A 20,154-nucleotide genomic window follows, 5' to 3' on the forward strand; every position below is an offset into this window, starting at 1 on the left:
AAAAGGGGCCAAGGAGCTGGCTGACGTTCCCGGCTTGCCACACGCTCGGCAGTCAGTCACAGAAAAAACGCAAGACGGCCTCGGTGAACGCCTCCGCCGCTTCGATATTCGACAGATGCGATGCATCAAGTTCGACGAGACGAGCGCCGGGCACGCGCGCAGTGATGAACCGCGCATCGTCGACGGTCGTCACCGGATCGTGCACACCGGCGATGACGAGGGTGGGACATGAAATGCGCGCGATGTCTTCGCGCAGGTCGGCATCGCCGAGCGCATCGCAGCAGGCTGCATACCCTTCCGGCGAAAGCGACCGGAGCCGAGCCGTCGACGTTTCGACCGTCGCGGGTTGCGCTGCGATGAAGCGCGGCGTAAACCAGCGCCCGGCCGCACCGTCGGCCACGTCTGCGATGCCTTGCTTGCGAACGAGGTCCGCCCGGGCGCGCCATCCTTCCGTGGTGCCGATGCGCGCGGCCGTGTTCGAAACGACGAGCTTGTCGATCCGCGCTCCGGCATGAACGCCGAGCCATTGGCCCGTGAGCCCGCCCATCGAAATTCCGACGAAATGCGCGCGCCCGATGTCGAGCGAATCGAGCAGGGCGATGACGTCGCGGCCGAGCTCATCGATCGTGTACGAACCGGGCGGCGCGGCGGAGCGTCCATGACCCCGCGTGTCGTAACGCAACACACGGAACTTCGCCCGCAACGCGTCGATCTGCGGATCCCACATCTCAAGCGTAGTGCCGAGCGAGTTGGAGAGGACGATGACCGGCGCGCCGGCCGGCCCGGAAAGCTCGTGATGAAGAGTCGTCATGAATGTCGCGGTTCCCGTGTTGTCGCAAGCGATCGAGATCGAACGAATCAGACGTGCTCGATGACGACGGCGATGCCCTGCCCGACGCCGATGCACATCGTGCAGAGTGCATAGCGTCCGCCCGTGCGCGCGAGCTGGTAGGTCGCGGTCGTGGCGAGTCGTGCACCCGAGGCGCCGAGCGGATGGCCTAGCGCGATCGCGCCGCCGTTCGGATTCACGCGCGCGTCGTCGTCGCCAAGGCCGAGACTGCGCGTGACGGCGAGCGCCTGCGAGGCGAACGCTTCGTTCAATTCGATGACGTCCATCTGATCGAGCGAGAGTCTCGCACGTTCGAGCACCTTACGCACGGCTTGCGCGGGACCGAAACCCATGATGCGCGGCGCGATGCCCGCCGTAGCCATGGCAACGACGCGTGCGCGCGGCGTCAGCCCATAGCGTGCCGCGTCGCGCTCGTTGGCGAGCAGGAGGGCGCACGAGCCGTCGTTGACGCCCGACGAGTTGCCGGCCGTGACGGTCCCGTCGGGACGCACGACGCCCTTCAGCTTCGCGAGCGCTTCGAGCGAAGTGGCGCGAGGATGCTCGTCCTTGCCGACGATGAGAGGCTCGCCTTTTTTCTGCGGGACGCTGACGGGAATCAGTTCATCGTCGAAGCGCCGCGCCTCTTGAGCGGCCGCGGCGCGCATCTGGCTGCGCAACGCGAACTTGTCCTGGTCTTCACGGCTGATCGCAAATTCGGCCGCGACGTTCTCGCCGGTTTCCGGCATCGAATCGACACCGTACATCGCCTTCATCGCAGGGTTAACGAAGCGCCAGCCGATGGTCGTGTCCTCGATCTTCGCCGAGCGGCTGAAGGCCGTCTCAGCTTTGCCCATGACGAACGGCGCGCGGCTCATGCTTTCGACGCCGCCCGCGATCATGAGGCTCGTCTCGCCCGTCTTGATCGCGCGCGCGGCCGTGCCGAGCGCATCGAGCCCCGAGCCGCAGAGGCGGTTGACCGTGCTGCCCGGCACGTCGACGGGCAGCCCCGCGAGCAGCGCCGCCATGCGCGCGACGTTGCGGTTGTCCTCGCCGGCCTGATTCGCACAGCCGTAGATGACGTCGTCGATCGCGGCCCAATCCACTTTGGGATTGCGCTCGATGAGCGCTTTGATCGGCAGCGCGGCGAGATCGTCGGCGCGCACGGTGGACAACGCGCCGCCGTAGCGGCCGAACGGCGTCCGTATCGCGTCGCAGATATAGGCTTCTTCCATGATGTCTTCCTGTTCGTCAGGCGTGCGCCGCCGAGGTCGCGAGGATCAGCGGGACAGGGGTGACCTTTTGCAGCTCGTCGAAGCTCAGGCCATCGACGATGTCGATGACTTCGAGTCCGCGCGCCGTGATGTCGATCACGGCAAGGTCGGTATAAATACGATCGACGCAGGCAATGCCCGTGAGCGGATAGGTGCAGTGCTCGACGATCTTGCATTCGCCCTGTTTGGTCAGGTGATCGGTCATGACGAACACCTTCTTTGCGCCGATCGCGAGATCCATCGCGCCGCCGACAGCGGGAATCGCGTCGGGCGCGCCCGTGTGCCAGTTGGCGAGATCGCCGCGCGCCGAAACCTGAAACGCGCCGAGCACGCAGATATCGAGGTGGCCGCCGCGCATCATCGCGAACGAATCGCCATGATGGAAAAAGCAGCCGCCTTCGATGAGCGTGACGGGCTCCTTGCCGGCGTTGATGAGCTCGGGGTCCTCCTGACCGGGCGCGGGCGCGGGGCCCATGCCGAGCAAACCGTTCTCGCTCTGCAGAAAAATCTCGCGCTCTTTCGGCAGGTAATTGGCCACCTTCGTCGGCAGACCGATGCCGAGATTCACGTAGGCGCCTTCGGGAATGTCTTGCGCGACGCGGCGCGCCATGTCATCGCGGGTCCACTTATGCATGTTTTGCTCCTCACGCGGCCAGTGCGGCCTGACCGGGCACGGCCACGACGCGTTTGACGAAGATGCCCGGTGTGACGACGGCTTCGGGATCGAGCGAGCCGAGCGGCACGATCTCGCTCACCTGAGCGATCGTCACCGACGCGGCCATGGCCATGATCGGACCGAAGTTGCGCGCCGTCTTGCGATAGACGAGGTTGCCCCAGCGATCGCCGCGATAGGCCTTGATGAGGGCGAAGTCGGCCTTGATCGGGTACTCGAGCACGTACCGCTTGCCGTCGATCTCGCGCGTTTCCTTGCCCTCGGCCAGCAGCGTGCCGTAACCCGTCGGCGTGAAGACGGCGCCGAGCCCGGCTCCCGCCGCCTGAATGCGGACGGCGAGATTGCCCTGCGGCACGAGCTCGAGCTCGATCTCGCCCGCGCGGTAAAGCGCGTCGAACACCTGCGAGTCCGCCTGACGCGGAAACGAGCAGACGATCTTGCGCACGCGTCGGGCTTTCAACAACGCGGCAAGCCCGAGCTCGCCGTTGCCCGCGTTGTTGTTGACGATCGTGAGGTCTTTGGCGCCTTGTTCGATCAAGGCGTCGATGAGCTCGGCCGGCTGTCCGGCGGTGCCGAAGCCGCCGATCATCACGGTGGCGCCGTCGAAGATGCCGGCCACGGCCTCTTGCGGCGAAGAAACGGTCTTATCGATCATGGTTTGAGCTTTAGCGCTCGAGCGAGCGCAGGGTCGCTGTCTTGATGCTGCTCAATGTAAGGGCGAGCGACGGCGACGGTCAAGGGCGATTATCGAAAGACTGTTCGGTGATCGAACAATGAAGGCAACGTGCTCGCGGCGCGCGGACAGGCCAAGGAAGCACCAATTAAGGGCAATTGTTCGATAACCGAACAAACCGATTAAAATGGTTCAAGAACTACAGTGGGAAACTTCACTATGAACGAGCCGCTTCATCCGCCCGACGCCGCGACCGCGCCCCCCGTACCCGACACGCCCATCGACGCACCGAGCGAGTCGGATCCCGACTTCATGACTTCGCTTGCGCGCGGACTCTCGGTGATCCAGGCGTTTTCGCCGCAGCGCCGTGTGCTGACGATTTCGCAAATCAGCCAACGCACCGGCATTCCGCGCGCCGCGGTCAGGCGCTGCCTGCATACGCTCGGCAAGCTCGGCTTCGTCAGTGCCGAAGACGGCCGCAATTTCTCTCTGCGTCCGCGCATCCTCGCGCTGGGCCATGCCTACCTCGCGTCGACGCCGCTCGCGAACGCGGCGCAGCCCGTGTTGCGCCACATCAGCAACACCTTGAACGAATCCAGCTCGGTGGCGATCCTCGATGGCGACGAGATCCTTTATATCGCGCGAGCGTTCACGTCGCGGATCATGACGATCGACCTGCACGTCGGCAGCCGCTTGCCGGCGTATTGCACGTCGATGGGACGCGTGCTGCTTTCTCATCTGCCGGGCGCGGACCTCGATGCCTACCTCGAACGCGCCAAGCTGATCCAGCACACGACGAATACGATCGTTTCACGCGACGGCCTGCGCGAAGCCCTCGAATCAGTGCGCCGCGACGGCTACGCCGTCAACGATCAGGAACTCGAGATCGGCTTGCGATCGATAGCGGTGCCGATCGAGGCGCCGGACGGCCGCGTCGTGGCCGCGTTGAATGTCGGCGCGCAAGCGGCCCGGGTCTCGGTCGCCGAAATGCTGAGTCGCTTCCTGCCCGTCTTGAAGGACGGTGCGCGCGAGCTTGGATTGCTATTGGCCTGAGAAGCGTCCGCACGCGCATCGCGGGTCTTGAAATTTGCCGCTTGGTTCTTATCTGCTGTTTCGCTCAGGCAGTGACGCACGATCGTTGCTGCCTCGTGTTTCGATTTGTTTGCCGGTGCTCCGGCGGGCGGATGGGAGCGCGTCGCCCTTTCGCCTTACTTTGGCGCCAGGAGGAAATGACCATGAGCGATCTCTTTTTCGGAACTGACCTTTTCGGCGAATTCGACCGTTTGCAGCGGCAGATGGCGAGCTTGTTCGGCGGTTTCCCATCCAGCATCCGGGCGATGCAGCTTTCCGCTTTTCCGAACGTCAACATCGGTTCGACCGACGATTCCGTCGAAATCGTCGCATTCGCGCCGGGCCTCGATCCGTCGAAGATCGAAGTGTCGATCGACAAGGGGCTGCTGACGATCAGCGGCGAGCGCGATTCCTTGCTGCCCGGGCCGGGCGACGAAACGCGGATTTACGCGCAGGAGCGCTTCGCGGGCAAGTTCCGCCGCGTCATCGAGTTGCCGCAGTCCGCCGATCCCGACAAGGTCGAGGCGCGTTACGAAAACGGCTGCCTGATGATCAGCGTCGGCAAGCGCGAGTCGTCGAAGCCGCGCGTCGTGGAAATTCACTAATCGAAGGAGGCTGATCATGAGCGATACGAACCAATTGTCTCAGCGCGACGACCAGCAGCAAGCGGTCTCGCGTCGCGACGGCGAGGCCGTGCGTCAGGTCAAGGTTACGCCTGCCGTCGACGTCTATGAGAACAAACAAGGCATCACGCTGTGGGCCGATCTGCCCGGCGTGAGTAAAGACAAGCTCGAAATCAATGTGCACGACGGCAGGCTCTCGATCGAAGCGGAGGCTGTCGTGTCGATGCCGGCCGCGCTGCGCGTGCAGCATGTCGAGATGCGGGAACCGCGTTTCGCGCGCACGTTCACGTTGAGTCCCGACCTCGATACATCGAAGGTCGAGGCGGAGTTGCGCGACGGTGTGCTGAAGCTGACGATCCCGCGTCGTGAAGAAGCGCAGCCGCGGCGCATCGAAGTCAAAACGAGCTGAGGAATCGACAAGGGCAACGCCCCCGTTCGCCGGGGGGGCGAACGCAGCGGTGCCAACGGTGCCTTAAGCAGGCGTTTGCAGCCCCGGCACGCTGCGTCGCCTTGCGCGCTCCGCGATCGACGCGATGACGAAGGCCTCGGCCGTGGCGACAATCAACCAGAAAACCAGTTCGAGGGCGACGAGAACGAGCGGCTCGCCGAAGAGATTGAACGGCGTGAAGAATTCGAAGAATAGGTAGGCGAGGACGAAATTGAGGCCGGCAAAACGAAACGCCCTTGCGATTACACCCGTCGGCCAATGGGGCGCGAGCCAATCGTAGATCGCGGCATGAACGAATCCGAACAATAGGAGCCCGATCAGCATCGGGGCGGGTGCCACGACGATTTTCGGCAGCGGCTCAAGTTGCGTCCAAACAGCGACAAATTTGCCGCTTTGCAACGGCGAGGCGAGCAAAACGCCCCCGCCCGTCCATCCGAATCCGAGCAGGCGAAACGTGAGAAGCATCGCCACGTTGAGCGTCAAGCCACCTGCCAACCCCGCGCCGAGCTTGCCCATTTCATGCTCCTTGTTGGAAGCCGAGACTCCGACATGCGCGGCGATTGTATCCCCGAGGAGCTGCTTCGCGGCATCCCACTGAAAGGGATTGTCTTCGGGCACTGATTCTTCTCCGTTGTCATGCAGTTGACGTCGCGCTGCCGGTCGTTTTTGCCATTGCGTGTGAAAGCCAACACTGCCGGCAACGTCATTCATCGTCGCGACGCCGGTACGTGGTATCGTCCGCCGCGACTCGAGTGAGAGGCGAGTTGTGTAACGAGCTACAGTTTCGCTCGCGTGTGTCCGCTGCCGTTAGGCTATGGCGCGGGCAACATGCAACTCGAAGGCTCGAGCGAAGTCCGAAGCTCAAGAATCCCGCATGGGCGGTGTCAAAGAATTCATATGAATGGAGTACAGAGGCTGGAGCAGATGACGATCGTCGTCGTCGATGACGATCCCTCCAGCAGAGAATCGTTGACGGAGATGTTCGAAGCGGAAGGGGCGCGCGTCGTCGCGGCCCACGATGCCGAGGAAGGTGTCGAAGCCGTATTGAGCATGACTCCCGACGCAGTGGTCTGCGACCTCGATTTGCCGGCGATGGATGGCTTTTATCTGATCCAGCGGTTGCGCGACGATGAAATTCGCCACAACCGCTCGCCGGCGGTTTCCGTCGCGATTACGGGCCACACCGACGAAGCCTATCGGCTACGCAGTATCGGCGAGGGTTTTCAGCATTTCATGACGAAGCCGGCCGAGCCCGATCGTCTGATTGCGCTCATCGCCGAAGCCGTCGCCGAGCGTGCCGCGAGCTGAACCGCGGCAGGGCAAGGAAGCCGGCGATAGAGCCTTCGATCGACTGTTCCTCGGCCGAGCGCGCCGGGCACGAGTCCGCCTGCCTGACCGAGAGTAGTTTTTGCAAATCGTTCCGGTTAAAACTGGCGTTCCGCACACGTTGCCAATGAAGGCCCGCGCCGCGCGCAACGCGTGTGCGGCGAGGTCACGATGCGTTCGCCGAGCGATGCCAAGCGCATAACGACATTGCCCCGCGCGACGTTGCCGCGCGGCGACCGGCGAGGGCCACGCGACCGCCAGTGCTTCGGCACATATCGTGCTTCCAGGTTGCACCTATTGCGGCAGTCGCTTCGACGCCGTCTCCTTCCAACAAGTCAACGCGTCGTCTATGCATCCGGACTCCTCCGCCTGGGACGTTCAGCCGGTCCCGCCCGAACCGGCACAAGCCCCGCCCGAGGAACGCTTCCGGATCCTGGTCGAATCCGTCCAGGACTACGCGATCTTCATGCTGGACACGAGTGGCAACATCGTGAGCTGGAATAGCGGCGCGCGGAAGATCAAGGGCTACACGGCCGAGGAAATCATCGGCCGGCACTTTTCGATCTTTTATCCTCCTGAGGACGTCGCAAGGGGCAAGTGTGAATCGGAGCTCGTCACCGCGGCGAGCGTCGGCCGCGTCGAGGACGAGGGTTGGCGCGTGCGCAAAGACGGCACGATGTTTTGGGCGAACGTGGTCATCGCGGCCGTCTACCGGACGGAAGAAGACGGCGAACGGAAGCTGTGCGGCTTCGCGAAAGTGACGCGCGACATGACGGAGCGCAAGCGCTTGCGCGATCTCGAGGCCGCGAGCCAGCACATGAACGAGTTTCTCGCGACGCTCGCGCACGAGCTTCGCAATCCGCTCGCTCCGGTCAGCAACGCACTGAGCGTGATGATGCTCGAGCCGCTCGTGAGTCCGACACTCAGACAATGCCGGGACGTGATCGATCGCCAGATTTCGCACCTGACGCGTCTTGTCGACGACTTGCTCGACGCCGGCAGAATCACGACGGGGAAGGTTGCGTTGCGCCTGGCCCCGGTCGATTTGCGCGACGTCGTGTCGCGCGGGATGGAGATGATCCGCCCGCACCTCGCGTTGCGTCAGCAGACTGTGGAAGTGAAGGGGCCCGATGCCGGCGTCATCGTGAATGGCGACATGGCTCGTCTGGTGCAGGTTGCACAGAGTCTTTTGAGCAACGCTTCGAAGTTTTCCGAGCAGGGCGGTCATATCAGCGTCGAGATCGCGCAGGAAAACCGTGTTTTCGCGGTCATGCGCGTCAACGACGACGGTTGCGGGATCGACCCAGCCGCCATCGATTCCATCTTCGATCTGTTCGTGCAGGCCGACACGCGGCTCGAACGAAGGGAAAGCGGGCTCGGCATCGGCCTGACGCTCACCCGTTGGCTCGTCGAAATGCATGGCGGCTCGGTTTCCGCCACGAGCGGCGGGGTCGGGCGCGGTGCGACTTTCACGGTGCGGCTGCCGCTGCTCGCGGCATCTTTGGCTGCCAACAACGGTCACGATGGACTCGGGAAGGCGGGGGCGAGCGAGAGCGGTCGCGGTGAAACGCTTGCGATATTGATCGTCGACGACAACGTGGATTCCGCCGACAGCATGGCGATGCTGCTGCGCATGAAGGGGCATCGCGTTCACGTCGCTTATAGCGGGGCGCAGGCGCTCGCGCTGGCGGGCAAGACCAACGATATCGACGTCGCGCTCATCGATATCGCGATGCCCGGGGCGGACGGTTTCACCGTTTTGCAACGGTTGAAGCAGGTATCGGCGCTGCGCGGCTCGCTGTTCGCCGCGATGACGGGTTTCGGGCAGGACAGCGATATCCAGCGTTCGCTATCGCGCGGCTTCGATGTGCATCTGACGAAACCCGTGCAATTGCCGCTCATCGACGCATTGCTCGAACGCGCCACGGAGCGGCGAACCGGACGATAACCGCCGACGAGAGGCTCAGGTCAACGGGTGGTCGATATGCTTCTTGAACGGCGCGCGTTGAGCGAGCCGCTGATACCAGCGCTCGAGGTTCGGCATCCGCGGCCGCTCGATCCCGTCGAGCCCGAACCAGCGCTTCGCAAACGCGCCGAGCACGATGTCCGCGATCGTGAACTTCTCGCTTTCCAGGTGAAAGCGGCCTTGCAAATGACCGTCGAGCAGCTTCCAGCGCTTGATCAGCGTTTGCAGATTGGCGTCGAGCGCGGCCGCGTCGCGTTGGTCGGGCGCGGTTCGCACGAGGCTGATGAAGACCGGGCGTTCGGCGGGTTGCAAGGTCGATAGGGACCAGTCGAGCCAACGGTCGACACTCGCGCGAATTTTCGGCTCGGCCGGGTAAAGCGTGCTCGACGCGCCATATTGCATCGCCAGGTAGCGCAGGATCGAGTTCGATTCCCACAGCACGAACGTGCCGTCGACGAACGTCGGGATCTGCCCGTTCGGATTGAGCTCCAGGTACTCGGGATCGTTCACGCGGCCGAATTGCATGCCGGCGTCGATGCGCTCGAACGGAAGGCCCAGTTCGTCGCAACACCAGAGCACCTTTTGCACGTTGACCGAGTTTGCCCGTCCCCAAATCTTCAGCATCTTCAGCATCCTCCCAAAAAAAACGGCGTCGTCACGACGAGCCGGCCATGATACGCGGTTCGCGCGACACGATTAGTAAAATACGCGGCATCCGCAAGAAACTTACCGCGAGGAACCTCGACCGTCATGGCCCGCCTCATCCCCGACGATTGGAAAAATCTGGCCGCGACAGGCGCGGCCGAACGCGAGCGCGAAACGCTGGCGCTGCTCGAAGCCGCGTTGCCGGCAGGCTACACGGTCTACCACGGCGTGCATTGGACGCGTCTTAGCGGAAGCTTCTCGGTTTTCGGCGAAGCCGATTTCGTCGTCGTGAGCCCGGCGGGCCGCGTCATGCTCATCGAGCAAAAGGCCGGCTTCCTGCGCGAAACGGCTAAAGGGCTCGTGAAGGTCTACCTTCAAACCGAGCGCAACGTTTCCATCGAGCTTGCCCGCACGGTCGAGCGCATGCATCGCCGCTTCACGGCCGCATTCGGCGCGGGCAGCTACGGTATCGAGGCGCTGCTCTTCTGCCCCGATTACATTGTCAAAGACGCCGCCATTGCCGGTGTCGCCCCCGAGCGGATCGTCGATTTCACGCGCAAGGATCGGCTCGTCGCCGTCATTCTCGAGGCGCTGCCCGCCGACGAGCCCCGACTGCCCTGCGCACCGAAGGTCCATCACTATCTGGCCGACGAGCTTGCGCTTACGCCCGACGCCAGCGCGCTCGTGGGCCAGGCGGGCACGATCGTCACACGGTTGTCGGGCGGGCTCGCGACATGGGCGAGACGCCTCGCGTTCACGCCGTTCCGCTTGCGCGTGATCGGAACCGCGGGCTCAGGCAAGACGCAGCTGGCCGTGCAGGTCATGAAAGACGCGGCCGCGAGCGGCAAGCGCGCGCTCTACGTCTGTTTCAATCGCCCGCTGGCCGATCACATCGCGCGCGTCGCTCCGGCCGGCGCAAAGGTCGCAAACTATCACCAGCTCTGCGACGCGGTTGCGCGCGACGCCGGGTGGATACCGGATTTCCAGACGACCGACGTATTCGCGCGGCTCGAAAGGGCGTTTGCCGACGCTCCGATCGGCGAGAACTGGCGTTTCGACGTCCTCATCGTCGACGAGGGCCAGGATTTCCAGGAGCCGTGGGTCGAGGCGCTCGCCCGGCTTGTGCGGCCCGACGGCGCATGGTGGTGGCTCGAAGATCCGCTGCAAAACCTTTATATGCGCGAGCCGCTCGCCTTGCCGGGCTGGACGGTGCTCACCGAGACGACGAATTACCGCAGCCCGCGCGACATTCTCGACTTCGTGCGCGAGAAAGTCGGCGCGGCGGTGCCCCGGGCTGCCGATCTCGCCGCCGGCAGCCCCTTCGGCGGCTCCGAGATCGCATTCAGCCCGTTCGACGAAAACGCCGACGACGCCGTCGTCGAAGCGACCAAACGCGCGATCACGCAGGCGCTCTCGTTCGGTTTTCGCAAGCAAGATATCGCCGTGCTCTCGTTTCGAGGCCGGGAAGGCTCGGTGCTGACGGCCCTGGAGCAGCTCGGCCCGCACCGGCTCAAAAGCTTCACCGGCAAATACGACTTGTTTGGCAGTCCTCAATATCGGGAGGGTGACGTGGTGCTCGAGTCGATCTACCGCTTCAAGGGCCAATCGGCGCCCTGCGCGATCCTGACCGAGGTCGATTTCGAGGAGTTCGACGAGCGGGCGGCGCGCAAGCTTTTTGTCGGCGCGACGCGGGCGACGATGAAATTGATCGTCGTGGCTTCACGGCGGGCGATGCGGCGACTACGCCCGGACGACTGCGCCTGATCTGGCGAATTGCCGGGGCCGGCACCGGCAATTCCTGCCGTTGAAGACGGGTTCGTCAGCGGCTCAAAGGTAAAAACAACGCGTAATTTCGGCGGCGCGATAGGCGATTCCCATGAATGAATTACGCGTTCATCAATGAAAGGCGGCCCTGGCGGATCATTTGATCTGCGTCAAAGCAAATGTGAAGCGTTCCCTTGAATCCACAATTTCCCCACGGTCCGGAGGAGTATTTGATCGCGCAAATGAAAGGGATCGGCGATTATCCGATTACCTGCATATCAGCATCCATAAAGTACTATTATTTCGTTCGCGTGATTTTCCGTCCCTTATTTTGAGGGCCGGCTCGTGAGCCTCCTAGACCGTTCTTGTGAGATTGCGCCGGATATTTGACGCGGCGCGTCTCATGGCAAACGCGGGGCATCGTTTTCCCTGAAACTGCTTGTGGAATAAATATTCTATTGTTAGTCTCTACCTGCCTTCGCTAATTCCCGTGAAGGCCAATACGAGACGTTTCGCAATTCGTTTTTCGGTTCGCCGGCGCACATACGCGGCGGTGAGAAATCGACTGGGTTGCTATTGACGGGGCGCACATGCTGACGGATACGATGGACAGGCAGGAACAATTTTGCGCAGGCGATGTCGTCACGCTGAAAACGGGGGGAGCTCGCATGACGGTGACGTATGCGGGAGCCGACGAAGGCGGCGACTGGTTGTTGTGCCAATGGTTCGACGAGCACGGCGAGCTGCGACAAGAGAAGTTCATGCGGGATGCAGTCGCCCGCGAGCCTCGTTCGATCTCCCCCGGCCTCGTGCGTGTGCGCCGGTTCTCGCCGCAATCGGGCCCGCGCGCGTCGCGCACTTAGTAATAGATAACCGAGAACGGCGGCAGACCGACGCGGTCGAGCGCGGGGTTGCGCACTTCGTGACCAAGGGGCAGGCGCCGAGCGGCTAACCGCGCCGATCGGCTCTTCGTGCGATGCGATCAGTGAGCGCTTGCGAAAACGCCCGCATGCTTAGCACTCGACGCTTGCGGACGACGTCGCTTGCCAAATCCACGGGCGGATTCGGCAAAAAGGCCCAGCGCATGGCGATGAGCCAGCCGATTCCGGTCCAGCCGACGCACGCGGTGAAGAGTGCGATGAGCAGCAGGTCGTGGCGCTTGCGGCGGTCGGCGATGATCGCCGGCAGGAAGTAGAGCGCGAGCGCCAGCACGACCTCCACGACCTGCACCGCTATGTCATCCAGCATTCCATCCAACATGAAGACGCTCCAGGGTCCGGAGACCATTGTCGCGCGTTCCTGGGTTGTTCGCTAATGTCTGCACCAGGCGGCCCGAGGCTCTATCATGAGCGCTTTGAGCCAGAGGGCACCCGCCATGACCGCAGCCGACACGGCACAAAAGCCGCTCGATCACGACGCGCTCCGCGGATTCGTCGATCGCAAATGGAATGACGAGATCGTTCCGGCCTTAACCGATTACATTGCGATACCCGCGAAAAGTCCCGCCTTCGACGCCGACTGGGCAAAGCATGGGTATCTCGAGCGTGTGGTCGCCGATGCGGCGCGTTGGGCGGAGGCGCAGCGTGTGCGCGGTCTGAAGCTCGAGATCGTCAGACTGCCGGGCCGCACGCCCGTGATTTTCTTCGAAACGCCGGCCACGCGTGCCGGCAGCACCGATTCGATCGTCCTGTATGGCCATCTCGACAAGCAGCCCGAATTCGAGGGCTGGCGCAGCGATCTCGGCCCGTGGCTTCCCAAGTATGAAGACGGCAGGCTTTACGGCCGAGGCGGGGCGGACGACGGATACGCGATCTACGCGAGCCTGTGCGCGCTCGCGGCGCTCGACGCGCAGGGTATCGAGCGTCCCCGCTGCGTCGGACTCATCGAAACTTGCGAGGAGTCGGGCAGCTACGATCTGCTTCCATACGTGGACGCGCTGCGCGACAGGCTCGGCAACGTCGGCCTCGTCGTATGTCTGGACTCCGGCGCCGGCAATTACGATCAGCTTTGGCTCACCACGTCGCTGCGCGGTCTCGCGGCCGGATCGCTCGAAGTCGAAGTGCTCGAGGAAGGCGTGCATTCGGGCTCGTACGGGGGCATCGTGCCGTCGAGTTTTCGCGTCATGCGGCAGCTCTTCGATCGGCTCGAAGACGCAGCCACCGGAAATCTACTGCCGGGCGCGTTTCACTGCGAGATTCCCGCGGACCGCTTGCGCGAAGCGGAGGCGACCGCCGGCATTCTTGGCGACGAGGTCTGGAAGCCGGCGCCGTGGGCCTGCGGCCAGGACGGCAAGCCCGTGCTTCCTGTTACGGCCAATCCACGCGAGGCGCTTCTGAACTCGACCTGGCGCCCGTCGCTGGCCGTAACGGGCGCGCAGGGCCTGCCGCCGCTCGCGAGCGCGGGCAACGTGCTGCGCCCGCGCACGGCGTTCAAGCTGTCGCTGCGATTGCCGCCGCTCATCGACGCGGCGCGCGCCGTGGCCGAGCTGAAGACGCTGCTCGAGCTCGATCCCCCCTATAACGCGAAAGTCACGTTCAAGCCCGAAGCGAGTGCCGCGAACGGCTGGAACGCACCTGAGCTCGCGCCGTGGCTCGGCGAGGCGCTGCAGCGCGCGTCGCAGACGCATTTCGGCGCGCCGTGCGCGTTCATCGGCCAAGGCGGCACGATCCCGCTCATGAACATCCTGCAAGCCGGTTTCCGGAAGTCGCAATTCGTCGTTTGCGGAGTGCTCGGCCCCAAGTCGAATGCGCATGGCCCGAACGAGTTCCTGCACGTGCCTTATGCAAGGAAACTGACGGCCGCGATGGCCGAAGTCATCGCCGCGGCGCCGTGAATCATCGAGGCCGCCGCCTCCCCGCGCGCGGCGCGCCGTGCACCCTGACGTGAGCCGGTGCGCCTAAGCGTGGCTCACGGTCAACTTGCCTGAAGGATCGGCATAGGCTACCTTTTGCTCGCCCGTTCGCCTCGACGGATAACGACAATGCCAAAGGAGCTCGACATGGCGGTGCTGATTCTCGGTTTGATCGCGTTTCTCGGCGTGCATTCGGTGCGCCTCGTCGCCGAGCCGTGGCGCGCCGCGCAGTTCGCGCGTCTCGGCGAGCAGCGTTGGAAAGGTCTCTATTCGCTCGTCTCGCTGATCGGTTTCGTGCTGATTATCTGGGGCTACGGAATCGCGCGGCGCTCGCCCGTCCTCCTATGGGCTCCGCCGGTCGGCGCGCGTCATCTGACGGCGCTTCTCGTGGCCATCGCATTCATCCTCATCGCGGCGGCGTATGTTCCCGGCAATCACATCAAGCGCGCGGTCGGCCACCCGATGTACGCGGGCGTCGCAATATGGGCGATCGGCCACCTGCTCGCAAACGGTACTGTCAATGCCGTCGTTCTGTTCGGCGCATTCTTCGTCTGGGCCGCCGCGGGATTCCTGATCTGGCGTGGCCGCGACAGCCGCGCGGGGGTCGCCTATCCGGCCGGCACGACGGCGGGGGACCTCAAAGCCGTCGTTGGCGGCCTCGTCGCCTGGGCCATCTTCGCATTCCTTCTTCACGGCTGGCTCATCGGGGTCAAGCCGTTCGGCTGACGCTTCGCACGCCGATGGCTCGTGGCGGAGCGTAGTGGCGCATCAAATCGGCAAGGACAGACCGATTCGATTCGGGCGTCAGTCGATTCCTACCGACCACCGAGAAAACCGACGCGAAATCGCGCGCACCGCTGATTTCCGCATAACCGCGGACCGGCAATACTAGCCGAACGACACGGGCGAGAAGCCCGGGCACATGTCCAAAACGTTCGGTAGTCCTAACTAGTACGTCGCTGGGCGCCGGTTCCGAGGGAAGTCCGATGAGTGAAGGTGTTCGCCACACGCCCCTGCGGCGCGGGGAAGCTTTTGTCCGTTTCGCGCGACGCACGTTCGCGTTCGCGATCGCGAGTTCGGTGCTGTTGCATGCATCGGCGTTCGCGCAGGCGTCGCTGAACTACACGACGTCATGGATCGGCAACACGTTCGGCTTCGGCGACGGGAAATGGGTGCAGCTCGACGTCGAAGCGCTGGCGGTCGGCCAGGACGGCACCGTCTACACCAATGCCCCCTGGGACGAAAGCGGCAGCGAGATCGGCGCGTACAAGGGCGGCACGAAGGTCGGCTACGCCGGCCAGACGCACGGGTGGGGCAATGCCGGTGGCGACGCGATCGCCGTGAACGGCACCTATTTGTACGCCGGCATGTCGATCGGCAATGAAGCAGGCAAGCTCGTCGGCAGCGGATATCCGTCCAACGGTTCGACGTGGTATGGGATCACCCGCCGCCCGCTCGTCAATATCACGCAAGGTGCGCCGTTCAAAGGCGGCGTCGGCAACCAGGGCAACCCGACGGCGGCGAGTTTCCTCGTTCTCGATGTCGTTCCCGACGGAACCGACGCCTCCATTCGCGGGCTCGCCGCTACGAGCACGGCCCTTTACGTCGCGAACACCTATGCGAACCGGATTGAGGTGTTCGATGCGAACACGATGGCGCCCGTCGCCTCCTGGGGCGTTCCGTCGCCGGGGCGCATCGCGATCGATACCGACGGCTCGCTCTGGGTCATTCAGGGGTTGCAGTCGGCGTCCGGCCGCACCGTCGCGCATTACTCGGCGAAGGGCGCCGTCCTGCCGGGCACGGTCACGCTGCCGAGCAATGCGGTGCCCGTCGAGCTCACCATCGCCCCCTCCGGTCAACTGCTCATCGCGGACGGCGGTCCTTCGCAGCAGATTCTCGTTTTCGGCAAGACGGCATCAGGGCTCGTGCAGCCCATCACCGGGATCGGCGCGCAGGGCGGGATCTTCGCGCCGAGGCCCGGCGTGCCGGGTGACTGGCGCTTCAACGGCATGACGGGCATCGGCTTCGACGGCGGCGGCAATCTCTATGTCGCGCAAAACAGCGCGGGCCCGCGCGATTTCGGCTCGTTGTCGACGGGACAGGGCACGGTGCTCGAGAGTTACAACTGGTGGTCGAAGGCGCTCAACTGGCGGCTGCACGGACTGCTCTTCGTCGACGGGGCGGCGCTCGATCCGGCATCGCCGAGCGACGTGTTCAGCGGCTCGAAGCATTTCACGTTGAACTACGCGGCCGGTCCGGGCCAGGAATGGAGCTACAAAGGCTTCACGATGAACCGCTTTCGCTACGCCGACGATCCGGCGCTTCATCTCACGCGGGGCGTACGAGGGGAGCCGCTCGTGCGCCGGATCAATGGCGCGCGGTACCTGTTCACGCAGGATATGTACGCACACTACCTGAGCATCTACCGCTTCTCGCCGACTACGGACGCTGAGGTCGCGATTCCTTCTGGTCTGCTCTCGCAAAATCCGATTCCCGGCAACTGGCCCGCCGGCCAACCTGCCTACGGCGAGTGGATGTGGCGCGACACGAACGGCGATGGCCGGCTCACGCCGAGCGAAATCCAGTCGAACGTCGCGACGGGCAACAGCGTGTACAACGGTTACTGGTGGGTCGACGATGCGGCCAACATCTGGCTCGCGACGGGCGGCAGCGGAATTCGCGAGATGCCGCTGCAGGGCGTCGATTCATTCGGCAATCCCATCTATCAGTACAGCTCGGCGAAGACGTTCGCGATGCCGCAACCGTTTACGAGGATCGCGCGGATCGTCTACGTGGCATCGACGGACACTATGTATATTTCGGGCTTTACGAACACGGCACCGTACGAGGCGTCGAACTGGAAATCGATCGGCCGCGTCGTTGCGCGCTACGACAACTGGAGCTCCGGTGCGCCAAGGCTTCAGTACGTGATTCCGCTCGTTTATGGCCCGACGCAAAATCCGGCGCTGATCCCCGTCTCGCTCGCGGCGGCCGGAAACTATCTGTTCGTTGCCGAGAGCACCACGGCGCGACTCGATGTCTTCGACGCGCGCACGGGCCAGCAAGTTGGGGCGCTGGCGCCGCAATCGACGGTCGGCGGCACGAGTGGCTGGATCGACGCGGAGATGGCGATCAGCGCCGCGATCCTGCCGAACGGCCAGTATGTCGTGCTTGCCGAGGAAGATGCGCGGGCCAAGGTTCTCATGTATCGCTGGACGCCATGACACGATGACATGGTGCGTCGACGTCCTCGCGGCAACCGGGATCGTCGTATTCATCGCCTACCGGTTCGCGGAGTTTGCGGCCGAGGGAAAAGCGGATAGACGCCGAGTGCGAGCAGCCCGGCCGCCCACCAGACGCCTGCCCACGAACTGGCGGCGAGCAGATGCGGGATCGCGAGCGGCGCCATGAAGAGACCCGCATAGACGACGGTGTTCCCCATGCCGAGCGCAGTGCCGGCGCGCGATGGGCCGGCCAGCGTGGCGAGCTCGGCATACGCTACACCGTGCCACGCGGAAATGCAGATGCCCGCGACCACGACCATCGCCACGACGACGGCGGTCGGCACGCCGCGACCGAGCATGACGGCCGATGCCAGCACCGCGAAGGATGCCGCCGCGACAAGCGTCGAACCGCGCAGATAGGCGCGCCGGTTGCCGCGCCGATCCGTATAGCGGCCGCTCCAGACACGCATCGCCATTGCGCCGATCTGCAGCGCCGCCATCGCGAAGCTGATTCCGGCCGTGCCTACGTGAGCGAAGTCGTGCAGGAAAACGGTGGCGAAGGTCAGCACGGCGAACTGGGGCACGCACAGAATGCCGATGCCGAGCGCCACGCGCCAGACGCCGGCATCGGTGAGCGGTCCGCGCTGCGATGGGCCCGATGCGCGAGTGACGGGGCGCTCGGCATGCTCGGCGTGCGGCGGGCGATGCAACCAGCGCAGCGCAAATGCGGCTGAAACGAGGCACATCGAAGCCAGCACGCCAAAGACGCAACCGAAGCCCTTGCTCGAGGCGAGCCACGGCAGCAACGAGGCACCGATCCCGCCACCCATCGGCACGGCGGTCTGCCGGATACTCATCGCCAATCCGCGCTCGCCCTCCTTGAACCAGCCCATGATCGCGCGACCGCTCGATCCGTTGACGCTGCCGCCGAGCAAACCGGCGACGCACATGGCTGTGGCGAGCAACGTTGCGGTGGGTGCCGAGCCTGACGATGGCACCACGGCGAGCATCATGAAGAACAGCACGAGCGCGGTCCCGACGAGCCCCGTGACGAGCACGCGCCGATCGCCGAACCGATCGGTGGCCACGCCCCAGGGCAACTCCGAAAGAGCGAGACCGAGCCCCATCGACCCGAGCACGAGACCCAGCTCCGCATTGCCGAGGTGATAAGCCGAGCGCATCCAGACGGCCGTCGTCGGGATGCCTGCCGCCGCGGCCGAGAAGCTCGCATTCGCGGCAACACCGGCCCCGAGCACTTTCCAGCGATGTGAAGCGCCGATTAGCGTCGCGCTGCGTTCGGCGCCCTTGGCGAGACATTGCGTTTCCATCGAAATCCCCTTGCGCGGTGGCGTTTGACGGGTGAAGTCTCGCACTCTATGATCGTGCTGAAAATCAGATATTTTTTAACTGACCATCCAATAAAACTGGATGATTGGGTGAGGCCATGAGCCAGACGAACGTTGACATCGCGGCATTGCGGAGCCTCGTGATGGGCATGGATCTCGGCAGCTTCGCGAAGGCGGCGGATCGCGTGGGTCGGTCGACTTCGGCCGTGAGCGCGCAGATACGCAAGCTCGAGGAACAAGCGGGTACGCCGCTCTTTCGCAAGTCGGGCCGCGGCCTCGCGCTGACCGAGGCGGGCGAGGTCATGCTCCGCTACGCGCGCAGGCTCGTCGAGCTCAACGACGAGGCGATTTCCGCCGCGCGCGGCGTCAATCTCGAAGGTTGGGTGCGGCTCGGCTTGCAGGAGGATTTCGGCGAGTCGTTGCTTCCGGGCGTGCTCGGCCGGTTCGCCCGCGCTCATCCTAAAGTGCGAATCGAGGCGCGCGTCGCGCGCAACACCGACCTCTTCGCGCGCCTCGACGCGGGCGAGCTCGATCTCGCCCTGACCTGGGACGACGCGGACTCATCGCTGCGCGCGCGGCGCGCGGCTGGGGCAAGCATGCAAGTGGCGGCGCCGCGCCTTCATTGGATCGGTTCGGATGCGCTGCGATGGGATCGCGAAGCGGGGGAGCCCCTGCCGCTCGTGTTGTTCGATGGACCCTGTGTCGTTTGCAATGTCGCCACGGCCGCGCTCGATCGTGCCGGCGTTGCATGGCGCGTGGCGGTCACGAGTCCGAGCCTCGCGGGTCTCTGGGCCGCGGCCGCGGCGGGACTCGGCGTGACGGTACGCGCATCGTACGGGTTGCCGTCGAGCGTGCGCACGCTCGATGCGAATGCTTACGGTTTGCCGACACTGCCGACGCTTCCGCTCATGCTCTTGCGCGCGTCGAACTCGTCGGCGCCGCCCGTCGACCAGCTGGCCTCGATCGTGCTCGACGCCGTCTTGGGCCAGACCAGTCCCACGGAACGGGCGGCGTAAAGGTCGAACCGCTTCAAGCCGCGCGCGGCGCTTCTACCGGCGGCGTGCCTTCGTGAAAGAGCGCGCGCAATTGCGAACGGAACTCCGGCGTGTCGGCATGATGGTGAACGGCCACCGCATGCTGGACGGCCGCTTCGATCAGCTCGTCGTCGGAATCTGCCGATAGCGCGACCGAGCAGTTCATTTCGCTCGGGTACTCCCGGCAATCGATGTATTTGCGGGTCATGGCGTCTGTCCTCCTCGATGGCTACCGCACACTGACGAAGCCACGACGGAACGATGAAGCCTAAGGCTTGATGTTCTGATTGTGGCGGTTAGTACTTCATTGAGCCATTCTTCGTAACAAAGATAGCAATATGAAAGAACGCAGGTGCCTGAATAATAGAGCGTGCAAGGCGAGCGACCAAATCGCATACACCGTGCTCTTC

At 64.1% G+C, this 20,154-nt stretch carries 20 protein-coding genes; 11 read left to right on the forward strand and 9 right to left on the reverse strand.

What is annotated here, in order from left to right:
- Positions 1-52 precede the first annotated feature (52 nt).
- From pcaD to AB4Y31_RS25090, 4 genes are read right to left on the reverse strand one after another with little or no spacing between them, the layout of a single operon-like run.
- Positions 53-811, reverse strand: a complete 759-nt coding sequence (gene pcaD / locus AB4Y31_RS25075; protein ID WP_368676349.1) for a 3-oxoadipate enol-lactonase — start codon at positions 809-811, stop codon at positions 53-55.
- Positions 812-858: 47 nt separating this feature from the next.
- On the reverse strand, positions 859-2,061 hold the full coding sequence (pcaF, locus tag AB4Y31_RS25080) for a 3-oxoadipyl-CoA thiolase (RefSeq protein ID WP_368676350.1): 1,203 nt from the start codon (positions 2,059-2,061) through the stop codon (positions 859-861).
- Between the two features lie 16 nt (positions 2,062-2,077).
- A complete protein-coding gene (locus tag AB4Y31_RS25085) occupies positions 2,078-2,734 on the reverse strand; it encodes a 3-oxoacid CoA-transferase subunit B (protein ID WP_368676351.1) in 657 nt (218 codons plus the stop codon).
- 10 nt (positions 2,735-2,744) lie between these two features.
- Entirely contained in the window at positions 2,745-3,428 is a 684-nt protein-coding gene (locus AB4Y31_RS25090; protein WP_368676352.1) for a 3-oxoacid CoA-transferase subunit A, read from the reverse strand.
- A 237-nt stretch (positions 3,429-3,665) separates the two neighbouring features.
- Here AB4Y31_RS25090 and AB4Y31_RS25095 point away from each other — a divergent pair, with 237 nt between their 5' ends.
- The 3 genes from AB4Y31_RS25095 (at position 3,666) to AB4Y31_RS25105 (ending at position 5,549) form a co-directional block, all read left to right on the forward strand.
- Positions 3,666-4,499, forward strand: a complete 834-nt coding sequence (locus AB4Y31_RS25095) for an IclR family transcriptional regulator C-terminal domain-containing protein (protein WP_368676353.1) — start codon at positions 3,666-3,668, stop codon at positions 4,497-4,499.
- Positions 4,500-4,681: 182 nt separating this feature from the next.
- Positions 4,682-5,122 carry an Hsp20/alpha crystallin family protein gene (locus AB4Y31_RS25100; protein ID WP_026229416.1) on the forward strand — a complete coding sequence of 147 codons (441 nt, stop codon included), beginning with the start codon at positions 4,682-4,684 and terminating at the stop codon, positions 5,120-5,122.
- Positions 5,123-5,138: 16 nt separating this feature from the next.
- Positions 5,139-5,549, forward strand: a complete 411-nt coding sequence (locus AB4Y31_RS25105) for an Hsp20/alpha crystallin family protein (RefSeq protein ID WP_368676354.1) — start codon at positions 5,139-5,141, stop codon at positions 5,547-5,549.
- Between the two features lie 63 nt (positions 5,550-5,612).
- On the opposite strand, the gene AB4Y31_RS25110 is transcribed toward AB4Y31_RS25105, so the two are convergent.
- Complete coding sequence (locus AB4Y31_RS25110; RefSeq protein ID WP_368676355.1) at positions 5,613-6,206, reverse strand: hypothetical protein; 594 nt, start codon at positions 6,204-6,206, stop codon at positions 5,613-5,615.
- A gap of 279 nt (positions 6,207-6,485) precedes the next feature.
- On the opposite strand from AB4Y31_RS25110, the gene AB4Y31_RS25115 reads away from it, so the two are divergent.
- Positions 6,486-6,896, forward strand: a complete 411-nt coding sequence (locus tag AB4Y31_RS25115) for a response regulator (RefSeq protein ID WP_051089973.1) — start codon at positions 6,486-6,488, stop codon at positions 6,894-6,896.
- A gap of 367 nt (positions 6,897-7,263) precedes the next feature.
- Complete coding sequence (locus AB4Y31_RS25120; protein WP_368676356.1) at positions 7,264-8,862, forward strand: ATP-binding protein; 1,599 nt, start codon at positions 7,264-7,266, stop codon at positions 8,860-8,862.
- A gap of 15 nt (positions 8,863-8,877) precedes the next feature.
- On the opposite strand, the gene AB4Y31_RS25125 is transcribed toward AB4Y31_RS25120, so the two are convergent.
- The gene (locus AB4Y31_RS25125; protein WP_368676357.1) at positions 8,878-9,504 is read right to left on the reverse strand and encodes a glutathione S-transferase family protein; all 627 of its coding nucleotides are present in this window, start codon (positions 9,502-9,504) and stop codon (positions 8,878-8,880) included.
- A 126-nt stretch (positions 9,505-9,630) separates the two neighbouring features.
- Between AB4Y31_RS25125 and AB4Y31_RS25130 the strand changes: the two genes are divergently transcribed.
- Both AB4Y31_RS25130 and AB4Y31_RS25135 read left to right on the forward strand, forming a co-directional pair.
- Positions 9,631-11,289 carry an ATP-binding domain-containing protein gene (locus AB4Y31_RS25130; RefSeq protein ID WP_368676358.1) on the forward strand — a complete coding sequence of 553 codons (1,659 nt, stop codon included), beginning with the start codon at positions 9,631-9,633 and terminating at the stop codon, positions 11,287-11,289.
- Between the two features lie 590 nt (positions 11,290-11,879).
- Positions 11,880-12,152: a YodC family protein gene (locus AB4Y31_RS25135; protein WP_018439335.1), complete on the forward strand. Its 273-nt coding sequence runs from the start codon at positions 11,880-11,882 to the stop codon at positions 12,150-12,152.
- Positions 12,153-12,237: 85 nt separating this feature from the next.
- Here the strand turns inward: AB4Y31_RS25135 and AB4Y31_RS25140 are convergent, their stop codons facing one another.
- Positions 12,238-12,537, reverse strand: a complete 300-nt coding sequence (locus AB4Y31_RS25140) for a superinfection immunity protein (RefSeq protein ID WP_026229420.1) — start codon at positions 12,535-12,537, stop codon at positions 12,238-12,240.
- A gap of 127 nt (positions 12,538-12,664) precedes the next feature.
- On the opposite strand from AB4Y31_RS25140, the gene AB4Y31_RS25145 reads away from it, so the two are divergent.
- The 3 genes from AB4Y31_RS25145 to AB4Y31_RS25155 all read left to right on the forward strand — a co-directional run bounded on the left by AB4Y31_RS25145 (position 12,665) and on the right by AB4Y31_RS25155 (position 17,364).
- Positions 12,665-14,122 carry a M20/M25/M40 family metallo-hydrolase gene (locus AB4Y31_RS25145; RefSeq protein ID WP_368676359.1) on the forward strand — a complete coding sequence of 486 codons (1,458 nt, stop codon included), beginning with the start codon at positions 12,665-12,667 and terminating at the stop codon, positions 14,120-14,122.
- Positions 14,123-14,287: 165 nt separating this feature from the next.
- Positions 14,288-14,866 carry an NnrU family protein gene (locus AB4Y31_RS25150; protein WP_368676588.1) on the forward strand — a complete coding sequence of 193 codons (579 nt, stop codon included), beginning with the start codon at positions 14,288-14,290 and terminating at the stop codon, positions 14,864-14,866.
- Positions 14,867-15,126: 260 nt separating this feature from the next.
- Positions 15,127-17,364: a hypothetical protein gene (locus AB4Y31_RS25155; protein WP_368676360.1), complete on the forward strand. Its 2,238-nt coding sequence runs from the start codon at positions 15,127-15,129 to the stop codon at positions 17,362-17,364.
- 50 nt (positions 17,365-17,414) lie between these two features.
- Here AB4Y31_RS25155 and AB4Y31_RS25160 read toward each other — a convergent pair whose 3' ends face one another.
- The gene (locus tag AB4Y31_RS25160; RefSeq protein WP_368676361.1) at positions 17,415-18,692 is read right to left on the reverse strand and encodes an MFS transporter; all 1,278 of its coding nucleotides are present in this window, start codon (positions 18,690-18,692) and stop codon (positions 17,415-17,417) included.
- Positions 18,693-18,808: 116 nt separating this feature from the next.
- On the opposite strand from AB4Y31_RS25160, the gene AB4Y31_RS25165 reads away from it, so the two are divergent.
- Positions 18,809-19,726: a LysR substrate-binding domain-containing protein gene (locus tag AB4Y31_RS25165; RefSeq protein ID WP_368676362.1), complete on the forward strand. Its 918-nt coding sequence runs from the start codon at positions 18,809-18,811 to the stop codon at positions 19,724-19,726.
- A 13-nt stretch (positions 19,727-19,739) separates the two neighbouring features.
- Here AB4Y31_RS25165 and AB4Y31_RS25170 read toward each other — a convergent pair whose 3' ends face one another.
- Positions 19,740-19,952 (reverse strand): DUF1059 domain-containing protein, encoded by a 213-nt coding sequence (locus AB4Y31_RS25170; RefSeq protein WP_018439342.1) that lies wholly within the window; start codon positions 19,950-19,952, stop codon positions 19,740-19,742.
- Positions 19,953-20,154 lie beyond the last annotated feature (202 nt).

It is taken from the genome of Trinickia sp. EG282A, assembly GCF_040965455.1.
Lineage (GTDB): Bacteria > Pseudomonadota > Gammaproteobacteria > Burkholderiales > Burkholderiaceae > Trinickia > Trinickia symbiotica.